The organism is Pseudomonas sp. M30-35, from assembly GCF_002163625.1.
Taxonomy (GTDB): domain Bacteria; phylum Pseudomonadota; class Gammaproteobacteria; order Pseudomonadales; family Pseudomonadaceae; genus Aquipseudomonas.
This window is the reverse complement of the sequence record NZ_CP020892.1, coordinates 2,870,458-2,896,185: the sequence shown is the minus strand read 5'-3', so window position 1 is coordinate 2,896,185 and position 25,728 is coordinate 2,870,458. Positions and strand designations below refer to the sequence as shown.

Genomic DNA, 25,728 nt, shown 5'->3' with positions numbered 1-25,728 from the left:
GTTTTGTGGAACGGCAGTGTCAGGCACTGTTGAGTGGGATTTTCAGATAGTGCCTTCCATTTGATTCAGCCTCAGGCAAATGCCCGGCCCGCATGTTGACCTGAACGGAAGGCAGGATGAGTGTCGGCATGTCCAGGGACGCATCGCGCTGGGTGCGCATCGCCACAAACGCTTCCTCACTAATGCCATGGTGCACATGGATGTTATGTGCGCGTTGCTCTGCAGCGGTGCTGACGAACTGCACCTCGCGGCCGCCAGGCTGGTAGTCGTGGCACATATACAGCAATGTATTGGCAGGCAGGCTCAACACCTTGTTGATTGACTGGAACAACGTGTGCGCATTGCCGCCGGGAAAATCACAGCGTGCAGTGCCGTAGTCAGGCATAAACAAGGTATCGCCGACGAATGCAGCCGTTTCGGTTCCATTGTTGATGACATATGTCATACAGGCTGGTGTGTGGCCGGGGGTATGGAGCGCCTTGCATTGCAGCGTGCCAATGGTAAACAGCTCGTCATTAACAAACAGGTGATCGAACTGGCTTCCATCGCGGGCCATATCGCGACCTGTGTTGAACAGGTCGCCGAACACCTCCTGCACTATGGAAATGTGGCTGCCGATTGCTATTTTTCCACCAAGCTCCTCCTTCAGGTATGGCGCTGCTGTCAGGTGGTCTGCGTGGACATGGGTCTCAAGAATCCACTCCACCCTTGCATTGAGTTCGTTCACCCGCGCAATCAATCTGTCGGCAGACGCAGTGGCGGTGTGGCCGGATTTAGGATCGTAGTCAAGTACGCTGTCTATCAAGGCGCAATAGTTGCTCGCCTCATCCAGCACCAAGTAGCTGACGGTATTGGTAGCAGAATCGAAGAATCCTTCGACGTGCAGTTTTACGCTCATTGCCTGTCTCCTCAGGGGCTTTACCAAGCCGCTCACACTAGGACTGACATAGCAATAAATCAGCCAAACCAAATTCGTGCAGAAATCTAATCTTATCTATCTGATTTTATTGGTTTTATTTATGAGGCGGAGAGTGGGTGTTATCTAGGTTCACGCGAATTGACTGCCATTGGCAGTGCCAATTGACAGGGGTGGCACTGCCATAACACAATGATTGAAGTCTCAGGAGCTTCCATGGCGACCTTTCCCCCCGCACCAGACGCCCCACATCCCGACCATGATCAGGTGCAGTCACTTGTTTCGTTTCTTGAGCACGAATCGCAGCCGATGATCGTGCTTGATCCGGAGTACAACATCCTGGCTGCTAACACGGCCTATCAGCGGCAGTTTGGCAGCGCCGACAAACCGTCTGTAGGTCATAAGTGTTATCAGGTCTCACACCATTACGATGTGCCTTGCGATCAGGCAGGCGAGCACTGTCCGATGAAAAAGGCGCGCGAGATGCGCGGCCCCGATCGTGTGCTGCACATTCACCACACGCCTCGGGGGCCTGAGCATGTCGACGTTGAATTGCGCCCGATTTTAGACAAGCAGGGTGTCATTACTGCCTATGTGGAGCGCCTCACCCGGGTTCGCAGCGCCTCTGCGCAACCGAGCAACAAAGGGCTGGTGGGCTCTTCACCTGCTTTTAATCTGGCCTTGTCCGAGTTACAACGGGTCGCGCCATCAATGCTGCCGGTGCTGCTGTTAGGCGAGTCCGGTACAGGTAAGGAGTTGTTCGCCCGCGCTGTACATGAAACCAGTGAGCGTGCTGCTGAACCGTTTGTAGTCGTAGATTGCTCTGGGTTGACCGAAACCTTATTTGAGAGCGAGTTGTTCGGCCACGAAAAAGGGGCGTTCACCGGTGCAACCATGCGCAAGCCTGGTTTGGTCGGAACGGCTCTGGGCGGCACCTTGTTTCTTGATGAGATTGGCGATGTGCCGCTGGCCATGCAGGTAAAACTGTTGCGCCTGATCGAGTCGGGCACCTATCGCCGTGTAGGCAGTGTCGAGACACAACACGCCAACTTCAGGCTAATTGTCGCGACGCACAAGCCATTGGAAAGAATGATGGAGCAGGGAGAGTTTCGTCAGGACCTGTACTACCGCATCAGTGCCTTTCCAATTCAGTTGCCACCGTTGCGCCAACGAGTTGAAGACATTGGCTTGCTTGTGAATTCATTTCTACAACGCGTTGGCACAGGCAAGCGTCGGCTGACGATAGATGCAGATGCGCTGACACAATTACAGCGACACTCTTGGCCCGGCAACATCCGGGAATTGCGCAACGTGTTAGAAAGAGCCAGTTTGTTCGCTGACGATGGGGTGATCCGCCCGATGCATTTACCCCAAGCAACTGCCGTGATGCATCCACAGCCCTCGACATCCAACCCTTTCGACGGAAGTACGCTGGCACAGGCACTCGCGACTTTCAAAGGTACACGCCGTGAGCTGGCTAAGCACATTGGAGTTAGCGAGCGTACGTTGTATAGACGACTGAAAGAGCAAGGTTTGGCGTAGCAGCTAACTTGTCAGGCACGAGTCATTCAAGCGGGTGATTGCATTTTGCTTGGTAATTTGAATCGATTCGCCTTTTACCTATCGTCGCTTGCTGCCTTTTGGAAAGATCCTTAGTCGTGGATTTTACACCTTGCTCAGGTGTTTTTCTTTTTGCTCTTGACGCTCCTTGGCCTCGACGCTAAGTGAGGCTGTAGGACGAAATAGCAGTCGCTTAAGGCCGATTGGTTCGCCTGTTTCGGTGCACCAGCCGTATTCGTCACGAGCGATACGGTTGAGTGCTTGGTCGATCTTGTTAAGCAGTTTTTTCTCGCGCTCCAACAAGCGCAGTTGCCATTGACGTTGCTCTTCGGCGCTGCCGGCATCCAGTGGGTCGCTATTGAATTCTTGCTCGCGTAGCACCTGCATTTCTTCCTCAATACGCTCTTGCAACTCCAGGCGCTGACTTTTTAGCAATGCAGCAAAGAATGCCTGCTGAGCTTGATTCATGTAGGCATCGGCTGGCTGGTTGAGCAACTGATCTTCGGTCAGGTAGCGCTGTGAAGCATTTTCAGAATTGTCAGTGCTGCTCATGAGTGATCCGGTCGTGTGTTGATTGGAAAACATGCATAATATTAGGTTATAACGTATCAATTTAAAAGATAGCATTACCATGCGCAGCCAATGACGTTTGCTGAGGCAATATTGCGCGGTTGTACTTTTAGGTAGGCGCTGCAGTGTGTAGGCGCTGCAGCGTGGGAAGGCTGCTGAGGTAGATGAAGCGTTGGTCGATCTCGCTGTGTGGGCAAGACCGACCTGCCCGGAAGGCTGGTAATGTCAGCGTTTTAGCTGGTCGCTGGGTTTAGATCTTTAAGGCTTTTGACGGCGATGCTGGGAAAATCGGTGATGATGCTGTCGACCCCGAAATCAGCCAGTCGGCGTATCAGTGAAGGCTCGTTGACGGTCCATACGGATACATGCAAACCGGCTTTTTGCGCTTTGATCAAACGCTCCGGGGTGCATATCGTCCAGTTGAGCACTAAATACTCGCAGCCATAATGTTGTGCGACCTTGATCGGGTCGAGCCAGGAGTACTCAGCGACCAGGCCGCGTGATAGCTGCGGGGTAAGGCGTTTAAGTGCGCTGAGCACTTCCCGCGAGCTTGAGGTGACGGTGACCTTGTCGCTGATGCCGTACTGCTCGGCAAGCTTGGCGATGGCTTCGACTGTGCGCGCCGCACGGACTTTAGACGCACTTTTGACTTCGAGCTGCCAATGCTCAAAGGTGCATTTGGCAAATAGTTCGCTTAAACGAGGAATTGGACAGGCCTGAACCCAGCCCGGACCGCCTTTGCGTGCGTCATAATTGACCAGCTCATCAGCGTCGTGCTCAACCACCTTGCCCCGGTGGCCAGTGGTGCGCTTGAGGGTTGGGTCATGGATGACCATCAACTCGCCGTCACGCGACAAGTGCAGGTCTAACTCGCAGCGGTCAACCCCTTGCTGCAAGCAGTGTTGAAAGCTGGTTAGGGTGTTTTCAGGGGCTTCGCCTTTAGCGCCACGGTGTCCATAGATCAGCGTCACAGTTGCTCCTTGAATTTAACGGCTGAACACTGCGTCAGCGCTGGACTATTGATAAAGCCAGTTGCCCGACCGGTCAAGCAGCGAGTGTGCTACTGCGCGGGAGGCACGGGCTGTACAGGTTGCACGGGCAAGTGGCGCACGCTATCGACCACATGGTCGTACTCGAAATAGACGCTGAACTCACGGTAGTCCCAGCGTGTGATCGGTGGCTGGCCGACAGGCTTGTGTTCTTTATCGGCCAGACCGTAGCGATTGAGTACGGCTCTGCGCGACTCACCACGTTTGGGTAAAGTCTGCGCCTGGCTTGTCTCACCTTGATGACCAATCGGAATCGACAGGGTTTCAGCGAAGCTGCTCAGTGGCAGCATCAGGCTAAGCGCTAATAGGTTGGATAACAGGCGAGACATAAGCAGAGTACTCCATGGTAGGCGTCAATTTGGATCTGGTTGCTCAAGAGCCTGGCGGCGCTCTTGAGCTTGACGCTGGAGGATATGCCGAGCGAGTAGTTGGCGCTGTGCGTCGGTCAACGATTCGAACTCGGTGCCGATTTCAAACTGATTGTCCTCAGAGGCATAGCAATGAATGACTTTGGCGCGCAGCAGCAGCCCTAAAGCTTGCGGCATGAGCACTAATTTAATTGCAAGGTGTGTCCCGGCCTCAACTTCTTCAGCGCTGTTGAAGCTCACGCCACCTTCGGAAATAGTGACTTTCTTCGGTGGGCCTATATCGCCCAACAGGCTTTGGGCAACGGCTTGCCCAAGCATATCAATACGTTTGTTGATCACCTTTAAATAGCTGGCTAGCGTTCGATCCCGCTCACTGATATGGCGCAGCAGGTGCTGCGACTCAAAGTCGAGAATATGCAGCTCACTGAACAGGTTAAACAGCGGTGAGCTGTCATGCAGCGCTTCGGTAGCCAGTGCTTCAGTGTCTGACAGACGGCTAAATTCCAGTGCTAAGGTATCTTCGATACGATAGTATTCACGGCGATCTTGATCATCTTGAGTCGACATGGCGAACCCGTAGCAGCAGTGGTTGTCTGAGTGTAAGGCTGCTGACCCGACCTCGCCACATGGACGTTTCTCTTTTCTTCGAACAAGCCCTCAAAAATGTTCAAACCTCTGTTCGTATTTATCGGTACGCGATACACCCGCGCCAAGCGTCGCAATCATTTTGTTTCGTTCATTTCCCTGACCTCGATGATCGGGCTGGCACTGGGTGTGCTGGTGATGATTGTGGTGTTGTCAGTCATGAACGGTTTCGATCATGAGATGCGCTCGCGCGTGCTGGGTATGGTGCCCCACGCCACAATCGAAAGCCGGACGCCAATTGATGATTGGCGCAGCCTGGCTGATAAGGCCCAGAACAATCCGCAAGTGTTGGCGGTTGCCCCCTTTAGCCAGATGCAAGGGCTGCTGACTCACGACGGCAAGGTGCAAAAAATCCTGATAAACGCCATCGACCCGAAAGAGGAAGCCAAGGTTTCGATCATTGGCAACTTCTTCAAGCAGGGCAGCTTGCAGGCCTTGACTGCTGGAGAGTTTGGCATCGTCATCGGTGATAACGCGGCCAAAAAACTCGGTGTTGGTATTGGCGAGAAAATTACCTTTGTTTCGCCTGAAATGACGGTGACGCCTGCGGGAATGTTCCCGCGGCTCAAGCGCTTCACCGTGGTTGGCATCTTCCATGTCGGTGCTGGCGAGATTGATGGCTATGTTGCCATGACCCATATCGATGATCTGGCGCGCTTGCAGCGCTGGAAGCCGGGGCAGGTGCAGGGTATTCGCCTGAAGTTTGCTGACTTGTTCCAGGCGCCACGTACGGCCTGGCAGATATCGCAAAGTTTGGGTGATGGAGAGTATTACGCTCGCGACTGGACGCGTACCCACGGCAATCTGTATCAGGCGATCCGCATGGAAAAAGCCATGATCGGCCTGTTGTTACTGCTGATTGTCGCGGTCGCCGCCTTCAACATCATCTCGACCTTGGTCATGGTGGTGAATGATAAAAAAGGTGATATCGCAATCCTGCGTACGCTGGGCGCGACGCCGGGGCAGATCATGCGCATATTTATGGTGCAGGGCACGGTTATCGGTGTATTTGGCACCGCGATTGGCGCTGTATTGGGCATTTTCGCCGCGCTTAATGTCAGTTCGGCGATTGCTGGTTTAGAGCATTTGCTGGGCATCAAGTTTCTTAATGCGGATGTCTACTTCATTGACTATTTGCCGTCGCAGCTGCTGCCCGCCGATGTTGTACAGGTTTGCGCAGCTGCGCTGGTGTTGAGCTTCCTCGCCACCTTGTACCCGGCTTGGCGTGCAGCGCGCACCCAGCCTGCCGAGGCGTTGCGCTATGAGTAATCAGATTAAAGGTGAGCACGTGATGCAGGATCAGGCTGTTCTAAGTTGCCGTAACCTCAGCAAGTCTTATGATGAAGGCCCGCAGTCGGTTGTGGTGCTTGATGATTTGCAGCTGGAGCTGTTTCCCGGTGAGCGCGTAGCTATCATCGGCAGTTCAGGCTCGGGTAAGAGTACCTTGCTCAATATGCTTGGCGGCCTTGATACACCGAGCACCGGCAGTGTTTGGCTGGCAGGTGAAGAGCTGTCGGCGCTGAATGAAAAGCAGCGCGGTTTGCTGCGTAATCGCTCGCTGGGTTTCGTTTATCAGTTCCACCATTTGTTGCCAGAGTTCACCGCATTGGAGAACGTCTGCATGCCGCTGCTGATTGGCCGTACCTCGATCAGTGAGTCGCGCAAGCGTGCAAGTGAATTGCTTGAGCGGGTAGGGCTCGGCCATCGTCTGTCGCACAAGCCTTCCGAGTTGTCCGGTGGGGAGCGTCAGCGCGTGGCGATTGCCCGTGCACTGGTCAATCGACCGGGATTGGTGCTGCTCGATGAGCCAACCGGTAACCTCGACCACCACACCGCAGAAGGCATTCAGGAATTGATGCGTGAGCTCAGCTCCTCTTCGCAGACCGCGTTTTTGGTGGTGACTCATGACCTGGAGTTGGCCCAACAGATGGACCGCATCCTGCGTCTCGAGGACGGCAAGTTGGTGGCTAACTGATGTTTCGCCCGCTGAGTATCTTTATCGGTGCCCGCTACACGCGGGCTAAACGCCGCAACCATTTTATTTCGTTTATCTCACTGACTTCGATGATTGGCTTGGCGCTCGGCGTGCTGGCTATGATTGTGGTGTTGTCAGTGATGAACGGCTTCCAGAAAGAGATGAGTTCGCGGATCCTCGGCATGGTTCCTCACGCCAGTATTTCAGCGGTCACGCCGCTGGATGACTGGAAAGTCGTGGCTGCTGCTGCGCAAAAAAATCCGCAGGTGGTTGCCGCCGTACCGTTTGCGGAACTGGAAGGTATGTTGTCCTTTCGTGGGGCTATGCAGCCAATTCAGTTGCAAGGAATTGACCCGCAACTCGAGCCTAAAGTGTCGATCATCGGCGATCACATGGTTAAAGGGCAGCTAGACGACCTGAAACCGGGTGAGTACGGGGTGGTTATTGGTGAGATTACCGCACGCCGTTTCCGTCTGAATATCGGTGACAAGCTGGCGTTGATCGTGCCTGAGGTCAGCTCCGTGCCGGGGGGGATTACTCCGCGCATGAAGCGCCTGAATGTGGTGGGTATCTTCAAGGTCGGCGCTGAACTCGACAGCTCGCTGGCGTTGATCAACGTTGCCGATGCCGCAGACATTCAGCGCTACAAGCCGGGGCAAGTGCAAAGCGTGCGCTTGAAAGTTAAAGACCTGTATGCCGCACCAAAGGTTTCGGCAGAGGTTGCTGCTAGTCTGGGGGCTGATTATCGCGCCAGTGACTGGACATTGACCCAGGGCAGCTTGTTTAGCGCGATGAAAATGGAAAAGACCATGATTGGCCTGTTGTTGTTGCTGATTGTGGCGGTTGCGGCATTCAACATCATTGCGACATTGATCATGGTGGTTGCTGATAAAGGTGGGGATATCGCCATCCTGCGGACCCTTGGTGCAACGCCTCGGCAAATCATGGGGATCTTCATTGTTCAGGGTACGGTGATCGGCACCGTGGGCACCTTGGTCGGTTGTGTGCTTGGCATTGTTGCTGCCTTGAACGTCAGTCAGTTGGTTGGCTGGATCGAGCGTGTCAGTGGCCAGCACGTATTCAGTTCTGATGTTTATTTCATCAGCAATCTGCCTTCGCAACTGCAACTGTCCGATGTGTTGCTGATTTGCGCGGCAGCATTTGGCCTGAGCTTTCTGGCGACGCTGTATCCATCCTGGCGCGCATCACGCATTCAGCCTGCCGAGGCCTTGCGTTACGAGTAAGCAGGCTGATTTCAGATGTGAATCGCTATGGTTGTCGGGGCTAAATCTTGCAAAGGGATTTAGCCCCGACGCTTTCAGGTGTTATTTCTTAAGCGTGCTCAGATAGCCCTTAAGTGCTTGCGGATCACCTGATTTAACTGTCATGCCATCCGGGCCATTGCCGATTTCCGTGAATTGCTTGGCAGGTTCGCCGTGTGCCTCGAAGTCTTTCAGTTCTTCTGAACCCTCACGGAAAACCCAAAGACGGCCGTCTTCTACTTTGGTAACGAAACCGGGTTTGTCGTACTGGCTTGCGAAGCTGGCGCTTGTAAATAGGCTGGTCAGCAACGCGACGGTGATTGTCAGTTTTTTCATCTTGTTGGCTCCTGGTTGGTTGGATCGGAGCAGAGGCTATCTCCGGATGGATGACATTCTTATGACAAAATTCATATATGTATTTTTCCAAATGTTTCTTGAGCATTTGCTGGTCAAAAAATCGTAACACCTTTAGATATAGGTGTTTTAGGGTGTGCCGTTTAGCAGTCGCTGGATATTTCGAATTATTATGGTGTCTGGATTTTACCTGATATACGAAAAAACATATATTCGTTTAACCGTATATTAGCTGAGATTTCACCATGACCAGCAAAGCTCGCGTCCTGTTCGTTTGTACCGCTAATGCTGCCCGCTCACAGTTGGCCCAGGCGCTGCTAAGGCACACTGATTCGGAGCATTACGAGGCGTTCAGTGCCGGAACCGCTCCAACTCAGGTCGACCCGCGCACCTTTGACGCACTTTCCCATCTTGGGGTGAGTACCGAAGGGTTACATAGCAAGTCGATAGAGGAGTTTCGAGGTGAGCGTTTCGATTTCGTCATCACCTTGTGCGATAAAGCAGCAGTTGAATGCCAGTCGTTATCTGGAGCGGGTGAGACATTGACTTGGAGTTTCGAGGACCCAGTCACCAGCACTAAACCCGACGCATTCCGTCACACGCTTCACGAAATACATGAGCGCATCAAGATGTTCGTCTTGGTGAAAAGCAAAGGCTGAGAGTCCATATGGCTGACCATCTAACACCGACTACTGTTTTCAAGTGCCTGGCTGACGACACCCGTGTTCGCACCATGCTGCTCATTACCCGTGAAGGAGAGCTTTGTGTTTGCGAGCTGACCTGCGCGTTGAATCAGAGTCAGCCAAAAATCTCCAGGCACCTGGCGCAACTGCGTGAATGTGGCCTGCTGTCGGATCGTCGGCAAGGCCAATGGGTTTATTACCGGCTGCACCCGAATCTCCCTGATTGGGTTCATCAGGTGCTTACCACCGCGCTCGAAAGCAACAAGCACTGGTTGAGCCCTGATGCCAAGCGCCTTGATGAAATGGGTGACCGTCCTGAGCGGGCCGTCGCTTGTTGTTAAGACAAAATCGACTGATTCCCTATTTGGCTACGAGGCCGCTCGATGAAAATCCTGTTTCTCTGCACTGCCAATAGCTGCCGCAGCATCCTTTGTGAAGCGGTATTCAATCATATTGCTCCGCCAGGCATGCAAGCCTACAGCGCTGGCAGTCAGCCCAAAGGCGAAGTGCATCTGCTGAGCCTCAAGACGTTGCAGAAAGCGGGTATTTCGACAGCCGGGTTGTCCAGCAAATCCAGTGATGCGCATGAGCATTTGGCACCTGATTTTGTCATCACGGTGTGTGATAAAGCGGCAGGCGAGGCGTGCCCGGTATTTTTTGGCCCTGCTGTAAAAGGGCATTGGGGGCTTGCTGATCCGTCGGACCTGCAAGGAACTTCAGAACAGGTTCAGGCTGCATTCGATGCAACCCTTGACCACATCAAGCTACGGCTAGAAGCCTTTCTGGCGTTACCGCATGGTCAACTGAATGCCGAACAGCTCAAGGCAGAGCTGGATCTGATTGGCGGGCTGTAATCACAGGAGCGATGAACATGAGTAAAAGCCGCCTTTCTTTTCTTGACCGATACCTGACGCTGTGGATTTTCCTCGCCATGGGCTTGGGTGTCGGTTTAGGAAGCCTGTTTGAAGGCTGGCCGCAGTGGCTCAATAGTCTTTCTGTGGGTACAACCAACATTCCCATTGCTATCGGCTTGATCGTGATGATGTATCCGCCTCTGGTCAAGGTTCGCTATGAAGAGCTGCCGGAAGTCTTCAAGGACAAGCGCATCCTGGTTTTGTCTTTGCTCCAGAATTGGGTGATCGGCCCGGTGCTGATGTTCACATTGGCCATCATATTCCTGCGTGACCAACCGGAATACATGACCGGCTTGATCCTGATCGGTTTGGCTCGTTGCATCGCGATGGTGCTGGTTTGGAATCAGATCGCGGGCGGCAATAATCAGTATGTCGCCGGGCTTGTGGCATTCAACAGTATCTTTCAGATTCTGTTTTTCAGTCTGTATGCCTGGGTTTTCCTTGGCTTGTTACCGCCGCTATTCGGACTGGAAGGAAGCGTGATCGACGTCAGTTTTGTCAGTATTGCGGAGTCGGTCCTGATCTACTTGGGTGTGCCGTTTCTGGCGGGTTTTCTGACCCGCAAGATCCTTATCGCGCGTAAAGGCGAAGTCTGGTTTCAGGAGTGCTTTATTCCGAAAATCAGCCCGTTGACGCTGGTGGCGTTGCTCCTGACCATCGTGGCTATGTTCAGCCTCAAGGGTGACGTGGTACTGCAATTGCCATTCGATGTGTTGCGTATCGCGATCCCGCTGACGATCTACTTCGTGGTGATGTTTTTCATCAGCTTCTGGATGGGCAGGTTGCTCGATGCGGATTACCCACGCACCACTGCGCTGGCCTTTACCGCCGCGAGCAATAACTTCGAGCTGGCGATTGCGGTGGCCATTGCTACTTTCGGCCTGGCTTCCCCGGTTGCATTCGCTACGGTGATTGGTCCGTTGGTTGAAGTGCCAGTATTGATTTCCCTGGTCGGTGTTGCCCTTTGGTTGAAACGCCGTTGGTTCGATAAACCCATGAGCGCCATTGCGTAGGACAAAGATTATGCTTGATGACCCTATCCCCCAACTTGATACCGAACTGGTCGATCGCCCATCGGCAGACAAGCTTGGTATCGAAAAGACCTCCATACACAAACCGCGCATTTTGCTGCTGTACGGATCGACCCGTGAGCGCTCCTTCAGTCGGCTGCTGGTAGAAGAGGCCGCTCGATTGCTGGAGCATTTCGGCGCTGAGACGCGGATTTTCAATCCGTCAGGCTTGCCGTTGCCAGATGACGCTCCCGACGATCATCCTCGGGTGAAAGAGTTGCGCGAGCTGGTGCTCTGGTCCGAAGGGCAGGTCTGGTGCTCTCCAGAACGTCACGGTTCCATGAGCGCGGTATTCAAAGCTCAGATTGATTGGGTGCCACTGGCGATGGGCGCGGTACGCCCGACCCAAGGTAAAACCCTCGCAGTGATGCAGGTGTGCGGTGGCTCGCAGTCATTCAACGTGGTCAATCAACTGCGCGTGTTGGGACGTTGGATGCGCATGTTCGCCATCCCCAACCAATCCTCGGTGCCGAAGGCCTATATGGAGTTTGACGACAACGGCCGGATGAAACCCTCGCCGTTCTACGACCGTGTAGTGGATGTAATGGAAGAGTTGGTGAAATTCACGCTGCTGCTTCGCGACCGTCAGGATTATCTGGTGGATCGTTATTCCGAGCGCAAGGAGTCGGCCGAGGAACTCATGAAACGAGTCAATCAGCGCTCCATCTGAGGGCTTTCAGTGTGCAACAACCTCTGACAACTGATACGGAGCACAACAACATGGCTATCAAAGTTGGCATCAATGGTTTTGGCCGGATCGGTCGCCTCGCTCTGCGAGCAGCCTGGAGCTGGCCAGAGTTCGAATTCGTGCAGATCAACGACCCGGCCGGGGATGCAGCGACCCATGCGCACCTGTTGAACTTCGACTCGGTGCATGGTCGGTGGAATTATCAGGCCGACTCTGATGACGACAGCATCCTTATCGACGGAAAACGAATCAAGGTAACGGCCAACAAGGCGATTGCCGACACCGATTGGTCGGGCTGTGATCTGGTGATTGAAGCCAGTGGCAAGATGAAGACCGTTGCGGCGTTACAGCCTTATCTGGAGCAAGGCGTGAAGCGGGTGGTGGTCAGCGCCCCGGTCAAGGAAAAAGGCGCATTGAACATCGTCATGGGGGTCAATCATCAGCTGTTCGATGCCAAGGAGCATCGCATTGTCACGGCGGCGTCATGCACGACCAACTGTCTGGCGCCAGTGGTTAAAGTCATCCACGAAAAACTGGGCATTCGCCACGGCTCGATTACCACCATCCATGACCTGACCAACACTCAAAGCATTCTCGATCAGCCCCATAAGGATCTGCGACGTGCGCGTGCATCGGGGATGAGTTTGATTCCGACCAGCACCGGCTCGGCCACCGCTATCGCAGAAATTTTCCCGGAGCTGCGCGGACGCTTGAATGGCCACGCCGTACGTGTGCCGTTGGCCAATGCGTCGCTGACAGACTGTGTGTTTGAGGTAGAGCGAGCTACCAGTGTCGAAGAAGTGAATCAACTTCTCAAGGACGCTTCCGAGAACGAGCTGAAAGACATCCTTGGTTTTGAGATGCGTCCATTGGTGTCCATCGACTACCGTACCGATCCGCGCTCATCGATCATTGATGCGCTGTCGACCATGGTTATCAATGGTACCCAAGTCAAACTCTATGCCTGGTACGACAACGAGTGGGGCTATGCCAATCGCACCGTTGAACTGGCCAAAATGGTTGGCTTGGCAGTCTAAGGAACGACCATGAAAGCCTTGTCGGCGCTCCCACCGCAAGTGCGGCAGTATCTGCTTGTAACGGGCAATTACTGGGCCTTCACCCTCACCGACGGCGCGTTGCGCATGTTGGTGGTGCTGCACTTTCACGCGTTGGGCTACAGCCCTCTGCAAATCGCGGCACTGTTTTTGTTCTACGAAGTCTTTGGCGTGATCACCAACTTGGTGGGTGGTTATCTTGGTGCTCAACTGGGCTTGAATCGCACCATGAACATCGGGTTGGGGATGCAAGTCGTCGCACTGTTGATGCTGACGGTTCCGGTGGCCTGGCTGACCATCCCTTGGGTGATGGGCGCTCAGGCTTTGTCCGGGATCGCCAAAGACTTGAACAAGATGAGTGCCAAAAGCTCGATCAAGCTTTTGGTGCCGAACGGGCAGCAAGGCAAGCTCTACAAATGGGTGGCGATTCTTACTGGCTCGAAGAACGCACTCAAGGGTGTCGGCTTCTTTCTGGGTGGCGCCTTGCTGGCTTTGATCGGCTTCAAAGGTGCCCTGCTGGCCATGGCGGGTGTCTTGGCGCTGATCTGGATCTGCAGCCTGGTTCTGTTGAAGAAGGATCTGGGCAAAGCCAAAGCCAAGCCCAAGTTTCGCGACATCTTATCCAAGAGCCGGGCAATCAATATCCTCTCCGCTGCGCGGATGTTTCTGTTCGGTGCCCGTGACGTCTGGTTTGTGGTGGCCTTGCCGGTTTACTTGAGCAGTGTTTGGGGCTGGAGTTTCTGGAAGGTTGGCGGTTTTCTGGCGTGCTGGGTCATCGGTTACGGCATTGTGCAGTCGTTCGCGCCCAAGATCACTGGCAACAAGCATGGGCATGTTCCGGATGGCCGAACTGCATTTCTATGGGCGCTTGCACTGGCTGGCCTGCCTGCGGCAATTGCACTCGGGCTGAACACCGGGTTGTCGCAACAAGTGGTATTGCTTGGCGGATTGATGCTTTTTGGCGTTTTGTTCGCGGTAAATTCCTCGCTGCACAGCTACCTGATCGTCTCCTACGCCAAGGAAGACGGGGTGTCGCTGGACGTGGGCTTTTATTATATGTCGAACGCCATGGGGCGACTGATCGGTACGGTGCTCTCCGGCTGGGTTTATCAGGTATATGGGCTGGGCGCGTGCTTATGGATATCGAGTGCATTCGTGTTGTTTGCAAGCTTGATTTCCATAGCCCTGCCTCGACACGCAAGCCACTGAATAGACCCTGGGCCTATATCTAACTGCGCTAGATACTGCCTTTGCGCCCAAGACTCTATCGAGGTCCTGGCGGGCGGATCAGTTTGATCTCAAATAAACACGCTTTAGAACGGAAAAAGGGGAGTCTGTTTTCAGACTCCCCCTACATGAGATTGTTTTATTAAACTATTTGAGTGGCTAATCTCAGTTCAGTTTGTTGCGCGCGCGGCGTTCCTGACGCTTGCGCCAATTGTGTCTAACCCACCAGTGCCAGTAAGCATTGGTGGCGAAATAGCCGATAATCGCAAGGATCGCGCCGAGCGTGAATGAACCCAGAAATAGTGGCTGCCAGTGGCTTTGCAACACTTGGCCAACCCATGCGAGGGTGACGTGTTCCGGGATGTGCAGGGTGGGGGTATCGGTTAACCAGGCGCCAAATTTATAGCTGCAATAAAACACGGGCGGCATGGTCAGGGGGTTGGTCAGCCACACCAAGCCAATAGATATCGGCATGTTGGCACGGGCAGGGATCGCAGTGATCGCAGCCGCCAGCATCTGCATGGGCATTGGAATCATGGCCCAGAAAAGGCCAATAGCCATTGCCCGCGAAACCGAGTGGCGGTTGAGATGCCAGAGATTCGGGTCGTGCATTAGCGTACCCAAAAAGCGCAAGGATTTATTGCCCTTAATTCGATCTGGGTTAGGCATGTAGCGCTTGAATAAACGACGCGGCATGAAGGTTCTCTGGCAGGCTTTAGCGGCAATATTATGCACGCATTCATTACAAGCTGCCGCCTCAGATTGTGAGACTGTCTGTAACACAACTGATTAAGCCGGGTTTCATGGATGAAATCTAGAGGGCAGGCAATGATGCTCGCACCGATGTTAGCGCTGATTGCGGGTCTACTCACGTTAAGGTTTTTACCTCAGTTACCTTCCATATGGTTTTTGGTCCTGTGTTTGCTGGGCGCATGGCTGTTGGTTTTGCGTCAGCGGTTGCCGCCAGCCTTATTCCTGCTGGGCTTCGCTTGGGCTTGTCTCTGCGCACAATGGGCGCTTGATGACCGGTTGAGCCCGCAATTAGACGGTCGAACCCTGTGGCTGCAAGGCGAGGTCGTTGGCCTACCTGAACAAGACGGCAAGGTTGGACGTTTTCATCTGGCGGGTGCTGTGTCGCGTCGCGCCGCTTTGCCCAAGCTGCTGCGTTTATCCTGGTACGGTGGGCCACCAGTTGTAGCCGGCGAAACCTGGCGCCTGGCGGTGCGCCTAAAAAGACCGCATGCGCTGGTGAATCCGCAGTCGTTCGATTATGAACTGTGGTTGCTCGCTCAAGGTATTGGTGGCACCGGTAGCATTAAAGCCGGTGAGCGCATCAGTGTTGACGGGGGTATTGCAACCTGGCGTCAACGAATTCGCCAACGCATTCTGGCAACGCCTGCGTACGGCCGTGAAGGGGCTTTGACTGCCTTGGTATTGGGTGATGGCTCGGGCATGAGCACTGATGATTGGCGCATCTTGCAGCACACCGGCACCGTTCACTTGATGGTTATATCTGGTCAGCACATTGGTCTGCTGGCAGGGTTGCTCTATGGTTTGGTTGCAGCTCTGGCGAGGTTTGGCTACTGGCCAGCGGCTTTGCCCTGGCTGCCTTGTGCCTGTTTGTCCGGCTTCGCTGGCGCTATTACCTATGGCGCGCTCGCAGGCTTTGAGGTGCCGGTGCAGCGCGCTTGTGTGATGGTTGGTTTGGTATTGCTTTGGCGCTGGCGCTTTCGTCATCTAGGGCTGCTAATGCCGCTATTGTTGGCGATGCTGCTGATACTGTTGTGGCAACCACTTGCCAGCTTGCAGCCCGGTTTTTGGCTGTCATTTGGTGCCGCGGGCTTACTTATGCTGGTATTTCGCGGGCGCCTCGGCGGCTTGAGTTGGTGGCGCTCTCTGGGGCGCGCGCAATGGGCGATGGCCTTGGGGTTATTGCCACTGCTGCTGGGCTTGGGGTTGCCGGTCAGCATGAGTGGACCGTTGGTCAATTTAGTCGCTGTACCGCTAGTTGGGTTGGTGATTGTGCCGCTGGCATTGCTTGGTACTTTGTTGTTGCCGCTGCCATGGCTAGGTGCAACGCTGCTCGGTATTGCTGGCGGCCTGCTTGAGCTGCTGTTCAGGGGGCTGGAGTTTGCAGCCCAATGGCTACCCGCATGGTTACCGTCAGGTTTACCACTGTGGGCCTGGTTGCTGGTGGCAATAGCGCTGTTGCTACTGATACTGCCGCGGGGTATTCCAGGACGAAGTTTAGCGTGGCTATTATTGCTGCCGTTGCTATTCACCAAGCCCCCGCGGCCGCCTGAAGGGCAGGCTCTGGTGGTGATGTTCGATGTGGGGCAGGGCTCATCGATATTGGTGCAAACCCGTGAGCATGCGCTGTTGTACGATGCTGGTGCGCGCTCTGCGGGGTTTGATATTGGCGAGAGAGTGGTTTTACCGTCCCTGCGAACGCTAGGGCTGAGCTCTCTGGATATGCTACTGATTAGCCATGCAGATAATGATCACAGCGGTGGCGCATTGGCTATCTATCAAGGCATGTCGATTGAGCGAGTCGTAAGCGGTCAACCGACAGAGTTGCCAGCTGTACTCGGGGCTCAGCCCTGCCGACCATCCAGTTGGCAGTGGGATCAGGTGCGATTCAGCACTTGGCAGTGGCAAGACGCCAGCCAATCAAACCCGCTGTCCTGCGTATTAATGGTTGAGGCTGCGGGCGAGCGGCTACTGCTAACCGGTGATATTGACGCCGCGGCTGAGCGTGCATTGGTGCGCAGCGGGACGGATGTGCGTGCGCAATGGTTGTTAGCGCCGCACCACGGCAGCCGTAGTTCTTCTTCACAGCTGTTTATTGATGCAGTCGCCGCCGATTCGGTATTGATTGGGCGGGGCAAGCACAACGCCTATGGTCATCCGCATCCAGCTGTTGTGCAGCGCTATCGGCAATCTGGCGCCACGCTCTACGACAGTGTGGAGGAGGGCGCGGTGACGATTCAGCTAGGTTCTTTTGTACCAGCGCAAGGAATGCGAAAAATACCGCGATTTTGGCGAGAAAAATGAGAACAGTGACGGTCGGCGAGGCCACAGCCCTATGCTAGAGTGACGCCAATTCTGTTGAGGGGATACTCCACCGTGTTGGAATTGGTTAAAGCTGGCGGCTGGATCATGCTGCCGATTATCTTGTGTTCTATCGTTGCGGCAGCAATTGTTGCTGAGCGCTTATGGACGTTGCGACCTAGCCGCGTCACCCCGCCAAACCTGTTGAGTAAGGTCTGGCAATGGATCAAAGACAAAAAACTTAACAATCAAAAACTCAAAGAGCTGCGGGCTGATTCGCCACTCGGTGAGATTTTGGCTGCGGGTTTGGCTAACTCCAAGCATGGTCGCGAGATCATGAAAGAGTGCATTGAAGAGGCGGCAGCTCGTGTCGTGCACGACATGGAGCGTTATCTCAACGCACTTGGCACCATCGCCGGGATCGCACCGCTGCTCGGTTTGCTCGGTACAGTGCTCGGCATGATCGAGATTTTCAGTTCGTTCATGGGCGCTGGAATGGCTAATGCCCCGGTGCTGGCTGGCGGTATTGCCAAGGCTCTGATTACCACTGCTGCGGGTTTGATCGTGGCAATTCCTGCGCTGTTCTTCCATCGTTACCTGCAGCGTCGGGTTGACGAGTTGGTGGTTGGCATGGAGCAGGAAGCAATCAAACTGGTTGAGGTGGTGCAGGGCGACCGCGAAGTTGATCTGGGTGGAGATAAGGCGTGAAGTTCCGGCGTAAAGCGCGGGAGAACGTCGACATCAATCTAGCACCGCTGATTGATGTGGTGTTTATCTTGCTGTTGTTCTTCGTAGTGACCACCACCTTCACCCGTGAAACCCAGATGAAGGTCGATTTGCCTGAAGCGGTGACAGGCGCTCAGCTAGAAAACGCCGATACTCAACCGCTGGAAATTTTGATTGCCGCAGACGGCAGCTTTTCAATCAACGGTAAAGCGTTGTTGAAGAGCGACTTGCAAAGTTTGATCGCGGCGCTGCAAAAGGAAGCAGCTGGTGATTTCAGCCAGCCGCTGATCATCAGCGCCGACGGGAAAACGTCGCATCAGTCTGTTATCACAGCAATGGATGCAGCGGGTAAGTTGGGTTTTGCTCACTTGCGCATGACCACGGTCGAGGCGCAGCCAGCGCCTTGATGGAGATTGCTTGATGGCACTGTCTGATCGTCTGATCAACGCTTGGTATAACGGCCATCCGGCGTTGGCTCTGCTGACGCCGCTGGAAGCCTTGTACCGTCAGGTGGTGCAGCGCAAGCGACAGCGATTTGTCGCGGGCGAGGGTGAGATCTATCGTGCCCCGGTGCCCGTCATTGTGGTGGGCAACATCACGGTGGGTGGCACTGGTAAAACGCCGATGATTCTGTGGCTGATCGAGCAGTGCCAACAGCGCGGTCTCAAGGTGGGTGTGGTCAGCCGTGGTTACGGTGCCACGCCGCCGTCGCTGCCGTGGCGGGTTGAAGCTGAGCAGAGTGCGCAGGTTGCAGGGGATGAGCCGCTGTTGATCGTCCAGCGCAGTGGTGTGCCCTTGGTGATTGACCCGGATCGCAGTCGCGCGGTGCAAGCCTTGCTTGAGGCTGAGCCGCTAGACCTGATTCTCAGTGATGACGGCTTGCAGCATTATCGGCTGGCGCGTGATTTGGAGTTGGTACTGGTGGATGCCGCGCGAGGCTTCGGTAATCAGCGCTGCTTGCCTGCTGGGCCGTTGCGCGAGCCAATGGAGCGCCTGCAAAGCGTTGATGCACTGCTATATAACGGCGCCGCAAGTGACCCGGAAAACGCTTACGCATTTACCTTGCAGCCGACCCAACTGATCAACTTACGCAGCGGCGAATCGCGCCCGCTCAATCATTTTCCTGTTGGTCAGGCAGTGCATGCGGTCGCTGGCATCGGCAATCCGCAGCGTTTCTTCAGCACGCTTGAGGCGCTACACTGGCAGGTAAAACCGCATGCTTTTGCCGATCACGCACCCTACAGTCGCGAGTTGCTGAACTTCAGCCCAGACTTGCCGCTGGTCATGACCGAAAAAGATGCAGTGAAGTGCCGTAATTTTGCCGCTGATGATTGGTGGTATCTGGCAGTCGATGCGCAGCCCTCACAGGCATTCGTTGACTGGTTTGATGCACAATTGAAGGCTTTATTGCCAGCTCGCTAGCTTTATACTGGCGATCTCTGCGTGGCCTCGCATCCACCTTTTCACCTCAAGGATCACCCATGGACCCGAAATTACTCGATATCTTGGCCTGCCCGTTGTGCAAAGGCCCGCTGAAGCTGATGAGCGATAAAACTGAACTGGTATGCAAGGCTGACGCCTTGGCTTTTCCGGTGCGTGATGGAATCCCGGTAATGCTCGAAAGTGAAGCGCGCACCCTTAACGTCGATGAGCGTCTGGACAAGTAAATGAGCCAAGCATTTAGCGTTGTTATTCCTGCTCGTTACGCCTCGACCCGCCTGCCGGGGAAGCCATTGCAGGATATTGGCGGTAAGCCGATGGTTCAGCATGTCTGGGAACAAGCGTGCAAAAGCAACGCTCAGCGAGTGGTTGTCGCCACCGATGACGCGCGCATTGTCGAGGCTTGCAAGGCATTTGGCGCCGAAGTGGTGCTGACCCGAGTGGATCACAACTCCGGGACTGATCGCCTGGCTGAAGTCGCTACCGCGCTGGGCCTCGAACCCGATGCTATCGTGGTCAACGTGCAGGGCGATGAACCCATGATCCCACCGTCGATCATCAATCAAGTGGCGGCTAATCTGGCGGCTAATCCGCAAGCAGCTATCGCCACACTTGCCGAGCCGATTGACGACGTTGCGGCGCTGTTTAACCCCAATGTGGTCAAGGTCGCAACCGATGTGACCGGCCTGGCACTGACCTTCAGTCGCGCGCCGCTGCCATGGGCGCGGGATGAATTCGCTGCGAGCCGCGAACAACTGCCCGCTGATGTGCCTTATCGCCGCCACATTGGTATTTACGCGTACCGCACCCAGTTCCTCCACGATTTTGTCGCGTGGGGGCCGTGCTGGCTGGAAAATACTGAGTGCCTGGAGCAGCTTCGTGCGCTCTGGTACGGCGTGCGTATACATGTTGCTGATGCACTTGAGGCACCGCCTGCAGGGGTTGATACTCAAGAAGATCTCGACCGCGTGCGTCAGTTACTGAGCCAGTGATGCGCATCCTATTCGTCTGCCTAGGCAATATTTGTCGCTCGCCAACGGCTGAAGCGGTGTTTCGCCACAAACTTGAGCAAGCCGGGCTCGCTGAGCAAGTGCAGGTTGATTCTGCTGGCACCGGCGACTGGCATGTCGGCAAACCGGCGGATACGCGTACCCGATGCGCCGCGCAACTGCGTGGCTATGATTTGTCTGCTTTGCGCGGGCGTCAGGTTGAGGTGGATGATTTCCAGCGTTTCGATCTGGTGCTGGCCATGGACCACAGCAACCTGAGCAATCTCAAGCGGCTGCGTCCGAGTAATGCTGCCGCAGAGCTGGATTTGTTTCTGCGTCGTTTTCAGTTGGAAGTTGATGAAGTGCCAGACCCGTATTACGGCGGCGAACAAGGCTTCGAGCATGTACTCGACCTGATCGAGCGAGCTAGTGATGCCTTGCTCATCGAAGTAAAAGGACGGCTATGAGTCTGCAAGTCGAGCGTAGTGTTTCGCTCAAACCCTATAACAGCTTAGGCATCGATGTGGCCGCTGCGCAGTTTGCCCAAGCGCGCACGGATGATGACGTACGGGCTGCGATCGCCTACGCCGAGTCGCAACAATTGCCGCTGATGTTGCTCGGAGGCGGCAGTAATCTGGTGCTGACTGCTGATGTGCAAGCACTGGTGTTGCGTATGAGTGGTTGCGGTATCGGTATTTTAAGTGATGACGCCGGACACGTTGTGGTCGAGGCAGAAGCAGGCGAGCCTTGGCATCCGTTTGTGCAATGGACGCTTGCCGAGGGCTTGGCCGGGTTGGAAAACCTCAGCCTGATCCCCGGCACAGTTGGCGCCGCGCCGATGCAGAATATCGGTGCTTACGGCGTTGAGATCAAAGACGTATTCGCCGGTCTCACTGCGCTTGATCGACAAACTGGCGACGTACGTGAATTTAGCCTGCAAGACTGCCAGTTTGGTTACCGTGACAGTATTTTCAAGCGCCAAGCCGGGCGCTGGATTATTTTGCGCGTACGTTTTGCCTTGAGCCGTGTTGCGCATTTGAATCTGGATTACGGCCCGGTTAAGCAGCGCTTGAGCGAGCAGGGCATTGATACCCCAACGGCGTTGGATGTCAGCCGCGCGATCTGTGCGATTCGCAGTGAAAAGCTGCCAGACCCAGCTGTGCTGGGCAATGCCGGGAGCTTCTTCAAAAATCCAATGGTATCGGCTGAATTGATCGAGCAGTTGCGTAAGCAGCATGCTGATCTGGTGGCGTATCCGCAGGCTTGCGGTCAGTTCAAAGTTGCCGCCGGCTGGTTGATCGAGCGGGCGGGTTGGAAGGGGTTTCGTGAGGGCGACGCAGGCGTACACAAGCTGCAGGCCCTGGTCCTGGTCAACTATGGCGATGCCAGCGGTCAGCAGATACTCGGCTTGGCCAAGCGTATCCAGGCGGACATCAAGCAGCGCTTCGCCATTGAGCTTGAGATAGAGCCTAACGTGGTTTAAATCCTGCGCTCAGACATCAGCTGCCAGCGGGCAATCCGCTGGCTTCAGCTTGCTGTTATTCAGTATCAGACCAGCGGCGGGCATCTCTAGCCCAGCCCGTTTAATTTCAATCGAACCAATCTCAACTGTCTATTTTGCGCGAGCGGCTTCTCGAACGCTTGGATTTGGCGAATTCAAACAACATTAACGGCGGGTTCGTTCCACTCGATGCGTGACTGCGTGTGGGAAAAGTTGAAATAAAACTGCCTATGTTATCGATAACATTATGCTGATAGAGTAGCACTCACTGTTATTTTTGCCTTGGAGTGCTGGCCATGCTGACGTGTGGAGAATTGTTGGTTGAGATGTTGGAAGACTGCGGTGTGGATACTGTTTTTGGTATTCCTGGCGTGCATACCGTGGAACTGTATCGCGGCCTGCCGTCTACCAAGATCAACCACATTACGCCTCGACACGAGCAAGGCGCAGGCTTTATGGCTGATGGTTACGCGCGAGTCAGTGGCAAGCCGGGCGTGTGTTTCATTATCACCGGCCCCGGTATGACCAACATCACCACGGCGATGGGCCAGGCTTATGCTGACTCGATCCCGATGCTGGTGATTTCCAGTGTGAACAATACCGAGCAGTTGGCGATGGGCGGTGGGCGTTTGCATGAGCTGCCATCACAAAGCAATTTGGTGGCGGGCGTGGCTGCGTTCAGCCATACCCTGATGCGTCCTGATGAATTACCCGAAGTGCTCTCACGGGCTTTTGCAGTGTTCAACAGCGCGCGTCCACGGCCAGTGCACATCGAGATTCCGATTAACGTGATTACCGCCTCGGCCGATCATGTCAAGCGTAAACTCGGGGCCGTGCCAAGCCGTCCGGCGCCGTGCCCGGATGCGATCTCGCGTGCAGTACAGATGCTTAAATCCGCTAAGCGGCCGTTGGTTCTGCTGGGTGGTGGTACTGCAAGCTCCAGCGCTGAGGCGGTGAGTCTAGTTGAAGCGCTGGATGCGCCAACCGCTTACACGATCAATGCCAAGGGCGTACTGCCCAAGGGCCATCCATTGGCGTTGGGCTCGAACCAGTCGTTGGTGCCCGTGCGTGAGCTGGTGCTGCAGTCCGATGTGGTGCTGGCAATCGGTACTGAGTTGGGTGAAACCGATTATGACGCGGTGTTTGATGGCGATTTCCGGATCGAAAGTCAGTTGATCAGAATCGATATCGATGCCGAGCAGTTGAACCGCAATTACCCTGCCGATATCGCCATTCTCAGTGACTCACGCCTGGCTATTCAGGCATTGCTGGAGGGATTGGGTGAGGGTTCAGCTTTCAGTGCGGATAGCCCCGGTTGCCAGCTGGCCGCGAAGGTGCGCAAGCAGCTTGAAGCCTTGATTCCTGATGCCTGGCATGCACAGAAGCGGGTGTTGGATGTATTGCAGGAAACCTTGCCAGATATGATTTTTGCTGGCGATTCGACGCAGATTGTCTATTCCGGCAATCATCTGTTTGAAGCCAATGCGCCGCGCACTTGGTTCAATTCATCAACGGGTTACGGCACGTTGGGCTACGGTTTACCGGCTGCAATCGGCGCCAAGCTGGCGGCGCCGCAGCGGCCGGTGGTGTCACTGATTGGTGATGGCGGTATCCAGTTCACATTGCCTGAACTGGCCTCGGCGGTTGAGGCTAATGCGCCGGTTATCGTATTGCTGTGGAACAACAGCGGTTACGGTGAGATCAAGCGCTACATGCAGAACCGTAATATCCCAACCATTGGTGTCGATATCTACACCCCGGACTTCCTCACGCTGGCCAAGGGCTTTGGTTGCAACGCCGAGCGCGCCGAGAGCTTTGACCAGTTGCGCGAGCTGCTGCTGAGCGCGTCGCAGGCCGATCGTCCAACTGTGATTGAGATTCAGGAAAGCGCTGCATTTCTGACTGCTTAACAAACGTGGCGAACTGGCCGCGAGTTGTTCGCGGCCAATCTGCAATAGTCGACGGCGTAGCCACCATGGATAATAGCCGCGCCAGGATCAGGCAAATACCACGGGGCCGTATGCGTGACCAAGAATAAACCGACCGTACAGGATGTCGCGCGGTTAGCCGGTGTCTCCGGTATGACTGTGTCGCGGGCGCTGAGTAAGCCCGACAAGGTTTCAAAAGCCACGCGCGAGCGGATTGACTTGGCCGTGCGAGAGTTGGGTTATGTGCCCAACCTGGCTGCCAGTGCTTTGGTGACTCGGCGCAGCGGTGTGGTTGGAGCGCTGATTACGACGATCACCAATCCCATTTTGGCGACCACCATCGAAATCCTGCAGCAAGGGCTGAGCAAAGCAGGCCTGCATATGTTGATCGGTGAAACCCGTTTCTCACCGGAAGAAGAAACCAAAATGCTTCGCGCTTTTCTGGGGCGCCAGCTTGATGGGCTGATTTTGGCCTACGGCTATCACACGCCAGAAACCTATGAATTGTTGGCGGCAGCGCGAATTCCGGTGGTTGAGTTGTGGGATCTGCCCGAAGGCGATAATCCGCGTCAGCCAGTGGGCCAGGTGGTTGGTTTTTCCAATTGGGAAGCGGGTGCTGCCGCGGGTCGTCACCTGGTTGAGTGTGGCTATCAGCATCCCGCATTCTTTGGTTTTGATGACGCTCGCGAGAACCTGCGTTGGCAGGGGTTTCGTCATGCGGTTATGCAGGGGCTGGCTATCGAGCCATTAAGAGTCAAGACTTCGGCGATCCCACACATCGATGATGGTGTCGATGTGATTGAGCGTTATGCAGCCGGTGAACTTGAGTTTGATGGGGCGTTTTTTACCAACGATATGCCCGCTGTTGGCGCGTTGTTCAGCTGCCAGCGTAAAGGTATTGATGTGCCCGGTGAACTGGGCATCTGCGGCTTTGGTGACCTGCCGATTGCCCGTGTCGCAACCCCCACGCTGACCAGCGTCAGCGTGCCTGCTGAGGTGGTCGCCAATGCCACGGTTGAGCTGCTCACGCAAATGATCAAGGGTGAAAGCGCGAGTGTTGGCCAGGTTGATGTCGGCTGTGAGTTGATCGCCAGAGAATCAACCAGGCGCCAATCGTGATGTCGCTGTGCTCAATCGATCAGCAATATATGTACGGCCCTTGGACCGTGCGCGCCGAACAGTAATTGTCCGCCAATATCTGCCGTGCTTGATGGCCCGGTTATCAAGTGAATTGCCTGTGGTATGCGCTCACTTGGGCTGTTGAGCAATGGCCAGAGCTGGTCCAGCTGGCTGAGCAGGCGTGACCTTTGCAACACAACCAGATGATATTCCGGCAGAAAGTTAAGCCCGGCGGGGTTCTCTGCGTCTGCCAGCATTACCAGGCTGCCGGTCGCTGCGATACCCGCGAAAGCCTGGGCCACACCAACACGGTGGTGGCTTTGAGCGGTGCCGAGGTCGATCTGCTGGTTGGTCTGGCGCCATGGCAAGTGCGCTAAGGCAGGGGCAATCGCTAGCGGGCCTTGTAACTGATGACGCGCGCAATACCCGGCAACAGCGGCTGGCACTTGGCTAAGCTCAGCCAGAACTTCCAGCGTCACACCGGTAACCTTCAAGCGTTGAAGAAAGCTGTGTTGTGGATCAACATTGGGGGCTTCACTAAGCTCAATGCGATCTTTAAAGGGATGGTCAGCGATAGCCGCTTGTGGCTCCCGATTAAGTGCCTGACGAACCTTGGACAAGATAGCTTGGCGAGACAT

29 protein-coding genes are annotated in these 25,728 nt (G+C 55.0%); 21 read left to right on the top strand and 8 right to left on the bottom strand.

All coding sequences use genetic code 11. The annotated features are described in order from the left end of the window. Window positions 1-19: 19 nt before the first annotated feature. The gene (locus tag B9K09_RS13325; RefSeq protein ID WP_087517279.1) at window positions 20-898 is read right to left on the bottom strand and encodes an MBL fold metallo-hydrolase; all 879 of its coding nucleotides are present in this window, start codon (window positions 896-898) and stop codon (window positions 20-22) included. Window positions 899-1,132: 234 nt separating this feature from the next. Between B9K09_RS13325 and B9K09_RS13320 the strand changes: the two genes are divergently transcribed. After that, a complete protein-coding gene (locus B9K09_RS13320) occupies window positions 1,133-2,458 on the top strand; it encodes a sigma-54-dependent Fis family transcriptional regulator (RefSeq protein ID WP_087517278.1) in 1,326 nt (441 codons plus the stop codon). A gap of 123 nt (window positions 2,459-2,581) precedes the next feature. Here the strand turns inward: B9K09_RS13320 and dksA are convergent, their stop codons facing one another. The 4 genes from dksA to B9K09_RS13300 all read right to left on the bottom strand — a co-directional run bounded on the left by dksA (window position 2,582) and on the right by B9K09_RS13300 (window position 5,030). Next, window positions 2,582-2,986: an RNA polymerase-binding protein DksA gene (dksA, locus tag B9K09_RS13315; protein WP_087519095.1), complete on the bottom strand. Its 405-nt coding sequence runs from the start codon at window positions 2,984-2,986 to the stop codon at window positions 2,582-2,584. A 293-nt stretch (window positions 2,987-3,279) separates the two neighbouring features. Beyond that, window positions 3,280-4,017: a glycerophosphodiester phosphodiesterase gene (locus B9K09_RS13310; protein WP_087517277.1), complete on the bottom strand. Its 738-nt coding sequence runs from the start codon at window positions 4,015-4,017 to the stop codon at window positions 3,280-3,282. 89 nt (window positions 4,018-4,106) lie between these two features. Beyond that, window positions 4,107-4,424: a phosphodiesterase gene (locus tag B9K09_RS13305; protein ID WP_087517276.1), complete on the bottom strand. Its 318-nt coding sequence runs from the start codon at window positions 4,422-4,424 to the stop codon at window positions 4,107-4,109. Between the two features lie 24 nt (window positions 4,425-4,448). Next, on the bottom strand, window positions 4,449-5,030 hold the full coding sequence (locus tag B9K09_RS13300) for a PilZ domain-containing protein (RefSeq protein WP_087517275.1): 582 nt from the start codon (window positions 5,028-5,030) through the stop codon (window positions 4,449-4,451). 96 nt (window positions 5,031-5,126) lie between these two features. Between B9K09_RS13300 and B9K09_RS13295 the strand changes: the two genes are divergently transcribed. From B9K09_RS13295 to B9K09_RS13285, 3 genes are read left to right on the top strand one after another with little or no spacing between them, the layout of a single operon-like run. Further along, complete coding sequence (locus tag B9K09_RS13295) at window positions 5,127-6,377, top strand: lipoprotein-releasing ABC transporter permease subunit (RefSeq protein ID WP_087517274.1); 1,251 nt, start codon at window positions 5,127-5,129, stop codon at window positions 6,375-6,377. A 22-nt stretch (window positions 6,378-6,399) separates the two neighbouring features. Beyond that, window positions 6,400-7,083, top strand: coding sequence for a lipoprotein-releasing ABC transporter ATP-binding protein LolD (gene lolD, locus B9K09_RS13290; protein ID WP_087519094.1), 684 nt, complete (start codon window positions 6,400-6,402; stop codon window positions 7,081-7,083). Beyond that, complete coding sequence (locus B9K09_RS13285) at window positions 7,083-8,327, top strand: lipoprotein-releasing ABC transporter permease subunit (protein ID WP_087517273.1); 1,245 nt, start codon at window positions 7,083-7,085, stop codon at window positions 8,325-8,327. Before lolD ends, B9K09_RS13285 begins: the two co-directional genes overlap by 1 nt. Window positions 8,328-8,408: 81 nt before the next feature. On the opposite strand, the gene B9K09_RS13280 is transcribed toward B9K09_RS13285, so the two are convergent. Beyond that, complete coding sequence (locus B9K09_RS13280) at window positions 8,409-8,681, bottom strand: hypothetical protein (RefSeq protein ID WP_087517272.1); 273 nt, start codon at window positions 8,679-8,681, stop codon at window positions 8,409-8,411. A gap of 263 nt (window positions 8,682-8,944) precedes the next feature. On the opposite strand from B9K09_RS13280, the gene B9K09_RS13275 reads away from it, so the two are divergent. The 7 genes from B9K09_RS13275 to arsJ are packed head-to-tail and all read left to right on the top strand — an operon-like array spanning window position 8,945 to window position 14,318. Beyond that, on the top strand, window positions 8,945-9,358 hold the full coding sequence (locus B9K09_RS13275) for an arsenate reductase ArsC (protein ID WP_087517271.1): 414 nt from the start codon (window positions 8,945-8,947) through the stop codon (window positions 9,356-9,358). 8 nt (window positions 9,359-9,366) lie between these two features. Next, a complete protein-coding gene (locus B9K09_RS13270) occupies window positions 9,367-9,723 on the top strand; it encodes a metalloregulator ArsR/SmtB family transcription factor (RefSeq protein WP_087517270.1) in 357 nt (118 codons plus the stop codon). A 42-nt stretch (window positions 9,724-9,765) separates the two neighbouring features. After that, window positions 9,766-10,236, top strand: a complete 471-nt coding sequence (locus B9K09_RS13265) for an arsenate reductase ArsC (RefSeq protein WP_087517269.1) — start codon at window positions 9,766-9,768, stop codon at window positions 10,234-10,236. 17 nt (window positions 10,237-10,253) lie between these two features. Beyond that, on the top strand, window positions 10,254-11,309 hold the full coding sequence (arsB, locus tag B9K09_RS13260) for an ACR3 family arsenite efflux transporter (protein ID WP_087517268.1): 1,056 nt from the start codon (window positions 10,254-10,256) through the stop codon (window positions 11,307-11,309). Window positions 11,310-11,319: 10 nt separating this feature from the next. Then, entirely contained in the window at window positions 11,320-12,036 is a 717-nt protein-coding gene (gene arsH, locus B9K09_RS13255; RefSeq protein ID WP_087517267.1) for an arsenical resistance protein ArsH, read from the top strand. A 50-nt stretch (window positions 12,037-12,086) separates the two neighbouring features. Then, window positions 12,087-13,091 (top strand): ArsJ-associated glyceraldehyde-3-phosphate dehydrogenase, encoded by a 1,005-nt coding sequence (locus tag B9K09_RS13250; protein WP_087517266.1) that lies wholly within the window; start codon window positions 12,087-12,089, stop codon window positions 13,089-13,091. A gap of 9 nt (window positions 13,092-13,100) precedes the next feature. Next, complete coding sequence (gene arsJ / locus B9K09_RS13245) at window positions 13,101-14,318, top strand: organoarsenical effux MFS transporter ArsJ (protein WP_087517265.1); 1,218 nt, start codon at window positions 13,101-13,103, stop codon at window positions 14,316-14,318. A gap of 183 nt (window positions 14,319-14,501) precedes the next feature. Here arsJ and B9K09_RS13240 read toward each other — a convergent pair whose 3' ends face one another. Continuing rightward, a complete protein-coding gene (locus B9K09_RS13240; protein WP_087517264.1) occupies window positions 14,502-15,032 on the bottom strand; it encodes a DUF2062 domain-containing protein in 531 nt (176 codons plus the stop codon). 147 nt (window positions 15,033-15,179) lie between these two features. On the opposite strand from B9K09_RS13240, the gene B9K09_RS13235 reads away from it, so the two are divergent. From B9K09_RS13235 to B9K09_RS13190, 10 genes are all read left to right on the top strand, one after another. Next, window positions 15,180-17,390 (top strand): DNA internalization-related competence protein ComEC/Rec2, encoded by a 2,211-nt coding sequence (locus B9K09_RS13235; protein WP_087519093.1) that lies wholly within the window; start codon window positions 15,180-15,182, stop codon window positions 17,388-17,390. Between the two features lie 72 nt (window positions 17,391-17,462). After that, window positions 17,463-18,095: a MotA/TolQ/ExbB proton channel family protein gene (locus B9K09_RS13230; protein WP_087517263.1), complete on the top strand. Its 633-nt coding sequence runs from the start codon at window positions 17,463-17,465 to the stop codon at window positions 18,093-18,095. Beyond that, window positions 18,092-18,520, top strand: a complete 429-nt coding sequence (locus B9K09_RS13225; protein ID WP_087517262.1) for a biopolymer transporter ExbD — start codon at window positions 18,092-18,094, stop codon at window positions 18,518-18,520. The genes B9K09_RS13230 and B9K09_RS13225 overlap by 4 nt, the downstream gene beginning before the upstream one ends. 13 nt (window positions 18,521-18,533) lie before the next feature. Beyond that, window positions 18,534-19,535, top strand: a complete 1,002-nt coding sequence (lpxK, locus tag B9K09_RS13220) for a tetraacyldisaccharide 4'-kinase (RefSeq protein ID WP_087517261.1) — start codon at window positions 18,534-18,536, stop codon at window positions 19,533-19,535. A gap of 59 nt (window positions 19,536-19,594) precedes the next feature. Then, complete coding sequence (locus B9K09_RS13215) at window positions 19,595-19,780, top strand: Trm112 family protein (protein WP_087517260.1); 186 nt, start codon at window positions 19,595-19,597, stop codon at window positions 19,778-19,780. Beyond that, the gene (kdsB, locus tag B9K09_RS13210; protein WP_087517259.1) at window positions 19,781-20,545 is read left to right on the top strand and encodes a 3-deoxy-manno-octulosonate cytidylyltransferase; all 765 of its coding nucleotides are present in this window, start codon (window positions 19,781-19,783) and stop codon (window positions 20,543-20,545) included. Next, window positions 20,545-21,009: a low molecular weight protein-tyrosine-phosphatase gene (locus tag B9K09_RS13205; protein WP_087517258.1), complete on the top strand. Its 465-nt coding sequence runs from the start codon at window positions 20,545-20,547 to the stop codon at window positions 21,007-21,009. The genes kdsB and B9K09_RS13205 overlap by 1 nt, the downstream gene beginning before the upstream one ends. Then, window positions 21,006-22,025, top strand: coding sequence for a UDP-N-acetylmuramate dehydrogenase (murB, locus tag B9K09_RS13200; protein WP_087517257.1), 1,020 nt, complete (start codon window positions 21,006-21,008; stop codon window positions 22,023-22,025). The genes B9K09_RS13205 and murB overlap by 4 nt, the downstream gene beginning before the upstream one ends. Before the next feature lie 314 nt (window positions 22,026-22,339). Continuing rightward, window positions 22,340-23,953: a 5-guanidino-2-oxopentanoate decarboxylase gene (locus B9K09_RS13195; protein ID WP_087517256.1), complete on the top strand. Its 1,614-nt coding sequence runs from the start codon at window positions 22,340-22,342 to the stop codon at window positions 23,951-23,953. 114 nt (window positions 23,954-24,067) lie between these two features. Beyond that, the gene (locus B9K09_RS13190) at window positions 24,068-25,090 is read left to right on the top strand and encodes a LacI family DNA-binding transcriptional regulator (RefSeq protein ID WP_256574020.1); all 1,023 of its coding nucleotides are present in this window, start codon (window positions 24,068-24,070) and stop codon (window positions 25,088-25,090) included. A gap of 11 nt (window positions 25,091-25,101) precedes the next feature. Here the strand turns inward: B9K09_RS13190 and B9K09_RS13185 are convergent, their stop codons facing one another. After that, window positions 25,102-25,728, bottom strand: a complete 627-nt coding sequence (locus B9K09_RS13185; RefSeq protein WP_256574019.1) for an LUD domain-containing protein — start codon at window positions 25,726-25,728, stop codon at window positions 25,102-25,104.

Excerpts from the sequence above, each read along its gene's own strand:
- B9K09_RS13325 (WP_087517279.1), bottom strand. The coding sequence starts at position 898 with ATGAGCGTAAAACTGCACGTCGAAGGATTCTTCGATTCTGCTACCAAT.
- B9K09_RS13320 (WP_087517278.1), top strand. The coding sequence starts at position 1,133 with ATGGCGACCTTTCCCCCCGCACCAGACGCCCCACATCCCGACCATGAT.
- B9K09_RS13305 (WP_087517276.1), bottom strand. The coding sequence starts at position 4,424 with ATGTCTCGCCTGTTATCCAACCTATTAGCGCTTAGCCTGATGCTGCCA.
- B9K09_RS13300 (WP_087517275.1), bottom strand. The coding sequence starts at position 5,030 with ATGTCGACTCAAGATGATCAAGATCGCCGTGAATACTATCGTATCGAA.
- B9K09_RS13295 (WP_087517274.1), top strand. The coding sequence starts at position 5,127 with ATGTTCAAACCTCTGTTCGTATTTATCGGTACGCGATACACCCGCGCC.
- lolD (WP_087519094.1), top strand. The coding sequence starts at position 6,400 with ATGCAGGATCAGGCTGTTCTAAGTTGCCGTAACCTCAGCAAGTCTTAT.
- B9K09_RS13285 (WP_087517273.1), top strand. The coding sequence starts at position 7,083 with ATGTTTCGCCCGCTGAGTATCTTTATCGGTGCCCGCTACACGCGGGCT.
- B9K09_RS13280 (WP_087517272.1), bottom strand. The coding sequence starts at position 8,681 with ATGAAAAAACTGACAATCACCGTCGCGTTGCTGACCAGCCTATTTACA.
- B9K09_RS13275 (WP_087517271.1), top strand. The coding sequence starts at position 8,945 with ATGACCAGCAAAGCTCGCGTCCTGTTCGTTTGTACCGCTAATGCTGCC.
- B9K09_RS13270 (WP_087517270.1), top strand. The coding sequence starts at position 9,367 with ATGGCTGACCATCTAACACCGACTACTGTTTTCAAGTGCCTGGCTGAC.
- B9K09_RS13265 (WP_087517269.1), top strand. The coding sequence starts at position 9,766 with ATGAAAATCCTGTTTCTCTGCACTGCCAATAGCTGCCGCAGCATCCTT.
- arsB (WP_087517268.1), top strand. The coding sequence starts at position 10,254 with ATGAGTAAAAGCCGCCTTTCTTTTCTTGACCGATACCTGACGCTGTGG.
- arsH (WP_087517267.1), top strand. The coding sequence starts at position 11,320 with ATGCTTGATGACCCTATCCCCCAACTTGATACCGAACTGGTCGATCGC.
- B9K09_RS13250 (WP_087517266.1), top strand. The coding sequence starts at position 12,087 with ATGGCTATCAAAGTTGGCATCAATGGTTTTGGCCGGATCGGTCGCCTC.
- arsJ (WP_087517265.1), top strand. The coding sequence starts at position 13,101 with ATGAAAGCCTTGTCGGCGCTCCCACCGCAAGTGCGGCAGTATCTGCTT.
- B9K09_RS13240 (WP_087517264.1), bottom strand. The coding sequence starts at position 15,032 with ATGCCGCGTCGTTTATTCAAGCGCTACATGCCTAACCCAGATCGAATT.
- B9K09_RS13235 (WP_087519093.1), top strand. The coding sequence starts at position 15,180 with ATGTTAGCGCTGATTGCGGGTCTACTCACGTTAAGGTTTTTACCTCAG.
- lpxK (WP_087517261.1), top strand. The coding sequence starts at position 18,534 with ATGGCACTGTCTGATCGTCTGATCAACGCTTGGTATAACGGCCATCCG.
- B9K09_RS13215 (WP_087517260.1), top strand. The coding sequence starts at position 19,595 with ATGGACCCGAAATTACTCGATATCTTGGCCTGCCCGTTGTGCAAAGGC.
- kdsB (WP_087517259.1), top strand. The coding sequence starts at position 19,781 with ATGAGCCAAGCATTTAGCGTTGTTATTCCTGCTCGTTACGCCTCGACC.
- B9K09_RS13205 (WP_087517258.1), top strand. The coding sequence starts at position 20,545 with ATGCGCATCCTATTCGTCTGCCTAGGCAATATTTGTCGCTCGCCAACG.
- murB (WP_087517257.1), top strand. The coding sequence starts at position 21,006 with ATGAGTCTGCAAGTCGAGCGTAGTGTTTCGCTCAAACCCTATAACAGC.
- B9K09_RS13195 (WP_087517256.1), top strand. The coding sequence starts at position 22,340 with ATGCTGACGTGTGGAGAATTGTTGGTTGAGATGTTGGAAGACTGCGGT.
- B9K09_RS13185 (WP_256574019.1), bottom strand. The coding sequence starts at position 25,728 with ATGTCTCGCCAAGCTATCTTGTCCAAGGTTCGTCAGGCACTTAATCGG.